Annotated in this window: 4 protein-coding genes and 2 pseudogenes; 4 read left to right on the forward strand and 2 right to left on the reverse strand. The window is 57.3% G+C overall.

Annotation, left to right across the window (positions count from 1 at the left end):
* Positions 1 to 673 precede the first annotated feature (673 nt).
* A complete protein-coding gene (locus AC0L27_RS40725; protein WP_473323694.1) occupies positions 674 to 1474 on the reverse strand; it encodes an AraC family transcriptional regulator ligand-binding domain-containing protein in 801 nt (266 codons plus the stop codon).
* Positions 1475 to 2094: 620 nt separating this feature from the next.
* On the opposite strand from AC0L27_RS40725, the gene AC0L27_RS40730 reads away from it, so the two are divergent.
* The 3 genes from AC0L27_RS40730 (at position 2095) to AC0L27_RS40740 (ending at position 3322) form a co-directional block, all read left to right on the forward strand.
* A complete protein-coding gene (locus tag AC0L27_RS40730; RefSeq protein WP_354210636.1) occupies positions 2095 to 2418 on the forward strand; it encodes a hypothetical protein in 324 nt (107 codons plus the stop codon).
* Complete coding sequence (locus AC0L27_RS40735) at positions 2415 to 2627, forward strand: hypothetical protein (RefSeq protein WP_275174762.1); 213 nt, start codon at positions 2415 to 2417, stop codon at positions 2625 to 2627. Before AC0L27_RS40730 ends, AC0L27_RS40735 begins: the two co-directional genes overlap by 4 nt.
* Before the next feature lie 236 nt (positions 2628 to 2863).
* Positions 2864 to 3322, forward strand: coding sequence for a hypothetical protein (locus AC0L27_RS40740; RefSeq protein WP_354065638.1), 459 nt, complete (start codon positions 2864 to 2866; stop codon positions 3320 to 3322).
* A 107-nt stretch (positions 3323 to 3429) separates the two neighbouring features.
* Here AC0L27_RS40740 and AC0L27_RS40745 read toward each other — a convergent pair.
* Positions 3430 to 3642 (reverse strand): annotated as a pseudogene (locus AC0L27_RS40745) (hypothetical protein); the annotation flags it as partial.
* Between the two features lie 317 nt (positions 3643 to 3959).
* On the opposite strand from AC0L27_RS40745, the pseudogene AC0L27_RS40750 reads away from it, so the two are divergent.
* A pseudogene (locus AC0L27_RS40750) lies at positions 3960 to 4174 on the forward strand (hypothetical protein); the annotation flags it as partial.

A 4174-nucleotide genomic window follows, 5' to 3' on the forward strand; every position in this document is an offset into this window, starting at 1 on the left:
ATGCTGCGAATATCGGCCGTCGTGGCGCGCGCCTCACTGGCCAAAGCTGAGGAGACTAAGACCAGCGCAAGCAGAAGCAATCTGCACCTCATTGTGATGACCTCCCGAGCAACAATTGGATACCAGACCAAGCAACATCGTGATCACACATCCCGTGACCACAACTGTATTCGGGCGTTGTGGCGACTGCCTAGTTGATCTAGATCAACGGCGGCGAAGCAATGTCCCTGCCAACCATCCCGGCTCAAGCAAAGTATGTCCTCGCGAAGGCAACGAAGTGCTCGTCACGTCAATTTAAGGATGGCGCACACTGACGCAAGAGACCGTGAGGTGGCGCTTACGCCTGCCGCGATTCGGGCGTAAAGTACTCACTCAAGAGTCGATCGATCACTAATTGGGTCTCAACTTCGGTTCGGAATCCTGCGAGGATCAAAATAGAACCTGGCCGCGATTCTCGCGCCAGAGACCTCTCGCGGGTATCTTCGATCGTGATTGACGGGTCCGGGAAGTGCCGTCGGATCGAGGCATGACAAGACATGATCTCCCCCTCTTCCAAGTGAACTACTGCAAGCTGAAGCAGGGTAGAGGAACTCGCAAGTGCACCAAAGGGCATCGTCCTTGAGTACACTATGAATAGCACTTGAGCCGGCCTGCAAACCCGAGCGCCATGACGTCACACTTTCTCCGCTCCACGCCGGGCAAGTACTCCGCTCGTCGAACTAATCAAGGCAATCAGGGCTTTTCGCTGCGACTCAGCTCGCGTTGAGAGCTTGACCGGAACTGTCGTGGTGTCATTCCGGCGCGCGACTTCCTTCGCGACGCCTCTACCGTGAGGCAGCAGTGTGGTGAGCGTCTTTTCGACCCTTGAATGAACCGTCGCGCCATGCGGCGCATTCCGCATCAGCGCTTCCTCCGCGTAGCATCGCAACAAATCGTGCAGATAGCCGTCGCGGCCTACCAGCGGGAGCAGTGCCACTTGCACCGGAAAAGAGATCACATCGCCGTCAGCGCCGAACTCGACGTCTCTGCCAAAGAACGTTCTAAATTCGGGGGGCATGCCGGTTCGCAGATGCCTCACCTGCAGCCGAGACGGCACCACACGGCCGTCCGTTACCTGCCTGCAGATCCGCACCAGCGTAACTATCCAGAGTTCGATCTGTTGCCGCTCGCCGCTTCGATCGACACCGACATATTCGAGGGCAACGGTCGCAGTATGCTTCTCCATGTCGAAACGCAGCCGGACTCCCTCATTCATGATCCGGCTGTACCGTTCCGCGGCACGAAGCGCATCGGCGACATTCTCCGACGAAGCCATAACGTAGTAGACAAGGCCGATCTCACGCAGATCAAAGCTCCGGGCGAGCCGGAAGCCCAAGATGTCATCCTCCAATTCTTGAGCAGCCAATTCCAGAATCTTGATCTGGGTCGCAACCTCGAGCCGGACTGCTGGGTCGCGGAAGTCGTTCAGCGTCAATCCCGCCTTGGACACTAGCGCAGCTGTGTCTTGGCCCGAGGTAGCGACCCGCGCGCAGGCCAGCCGAGCAATACCGCCCGTCGCGCTAGGTATCGCACTCAGGCTTCCCGCCGACCTATAGCTCGCTCCTGCCCTGCTCAAGACATCAACGCCCACATCTTTGGGCGAGCCATCATAGGGCGATCCCCGCACTTCCACATAGAAACATCCCCCTGCAGTGCCCTTTCACGCTTTGCCCGACTGCGTATCTCCGGAACGCCAAGCGCTGCTTTCCTTTTCTGGCGGGAACTCAAAGGTCGAGGGGGCTCCGATTTCTTCCAAATACCTGAGGTCATCTCGTTCGCAATGTTTGACCTAGGTCAAACACTGGGCGAGCAGCGATCTAAGGTTGACGTCTCCGGTATCCCACTCGCTACTTTACAGAGGCGCACCGGTCCGTTTGCAGAGCTTTTGCGCCGCAATGGATTTGTGGCCTCAAAGAACAAAACTCTGGCGACCTATAGCAAGCGCGCGTCTGCTGATCATGGCTATGTCTGGCCGCCCTCACCTCAATGCTCAGGCTAATCCCCGAGCGACGCTCGCGATTGGTCAATGCCTCCAAAAGACACCAGGACTGAATTTTGATCGCCGGCAGCACGCCCGGAAGGGCACTTACGGAACTGAAGATCGCGCAGACTTACGTTCGGCTCTCATGCATCCCGGACAACGATCTAGGTATGTCCGTTTCAGTCGCCATGGTCGCAAAGTGTGAAATCCGGATGTTGCGAGGCCCGGAACTTGATCTGCATGGTGTGCCACTGTTCTGGCTAGAGCTGTTCGACCTCAGTGCAGAGCTTTCGCTCGACAGCGGCTGCTGCCAAAAGATTGAGGACGCGGTGCCCATATTTGACAATTTCGTCGCGCAGGCGCTTGCCATGAGCCGGCCGGATGGCGAGCCGCTGTGAATGATCACCGGGATCATCTGGAAGCACTGCGAAAGCAAGCAGCAGAAGCTGCGCTGATTAGCGCGCTGGCGACATCGCCGCAGAAGCGAGAACTTTTGGCGAAGATTGCGCAGCATTTCGACACGCTGTCGACTGAGCTGGAGCGAGCGGTGAAGGCCGGTTTATATCCAACGGACGAAAACCCACCAGGTATCCCCACAGGGGACTAAGTTGAGTCTCCTGGCGGGCTTCGACAGGTCCGCTCGCCGCGTTCGAAGCTGGTTACACATGCCCCATTCCCTGGGACACTCACGTCGCACTTACGTTTATTGACTTAGATCAATTCCATTCCCGCGCGTGAGGCAAACTCGTTGAGGAGTCTTGCTGTTAGCCGGAAACGAGAATGCCGGATTTACTGCCAGAGAAGACGCTCTCGCGCATCTGATGTCAGTCGGGGAGGCACATCATGAGACCCCTTGCTCTGCTGCTCGCTTCAGCATTTTTGGTTGTATGCGCCGGCGAGAGCCACGCAGTGGTGAGAATTGCCAATGACCGTGGTGGCTTGATCCAACGTTACCTTGATCGATATGATGAGTTGAATGAGACTGGCCAGACTGTGATTATCGATGGCCTCTGCGCCTCCGCCTGTACAATCGCATTAGCAAAGATCCCATCAAATAGGATCTGCGTTACTGAGAGGGCAAGGCTCGCTTTTCACGCAGCCTGGGACCTCGGCGACGGCGGGCGCCATATTACAAATCGAGAAGCCACGCAAATGATCTATTCGATGTACCCGGCTCCAGTTCGGAGTTGGATCTCAGAACGAGGCGGTTTGTCGCCTCACACAATTTTCCTCCGCGGGGCGCAGTTGCAGGCCATGTTTCCGCGCTGCTATTTGGACGCCGCAGTTTTCCTACGGTCGTAGTCCACCAAGGGCGCCCCAACTCCTTTGCTCCGCGCGAAGCACTACACACGCGACACCAGACCACGCGAACTAATAACCAGCTCAGAGTTCGGAATTTTTCCGCAATGTCAGGCGATCCCGTCTGATGCAGATCGTTCAGCAGACCCCGGCCTCAGACGAATTGACGGATCGCAGCTAATCTTATTTCGCAGTTCCAAGAGATCGGTGAAGACATCTGCTTGGCGCCGCAGCTCATGTGCGAGCATGGGCGTTGACTCGTAGGTGTGGAGACGACCGTCACGCGCATTCCCGCTCCGCTGCACTGCTTGGACCAACGTGCGAACAGGTACACGCAGTCAGACAGTGTATTATGAAGGTCGCTGGGGCCACGCGCAGTGAGGAGTTATCCGCGGCCATAATGAATGGTTGTGGCGATTAAGAAGGACAGTACCGCCTAGGGAGATCCGAGTCCGCGGAAGAGCCTGAAGGTTAATTAAGTCCTAAGCTTAGTAGAGGGCATCGGGTTCCCCCTCCCACACATTTTGGCGCTGCGGTGTGACAGGCAGGACACGGACGACATGGAGCGAGTCGTATAATTATGCTCTTGCAACTTGCGACAGCGTCGGCGACCGCCGACGCATGGGGATGGAGAACTCTGATGAAGAAGTTTCTGCTCGGTACCGTTGCGTTGTTTGCTTTGGGACTCGCCTCCCCAGCTTCCGCTGCCGACATGGCGGCACGTCCGTACACCAAGGCCCCGCCGGCGCTGGCCGCTCCGATCTACGACTGGACCGGGTTCTACATCGGCGCGAACGGTGGCTGGGGTCAAAGCCGCAATTGCTGGGATTTCGTCGGCGCGGCCGGCGTGGTTTT

This window comes from Bradyrhizobium sp. Ken51, assembly GCF_055807435.1.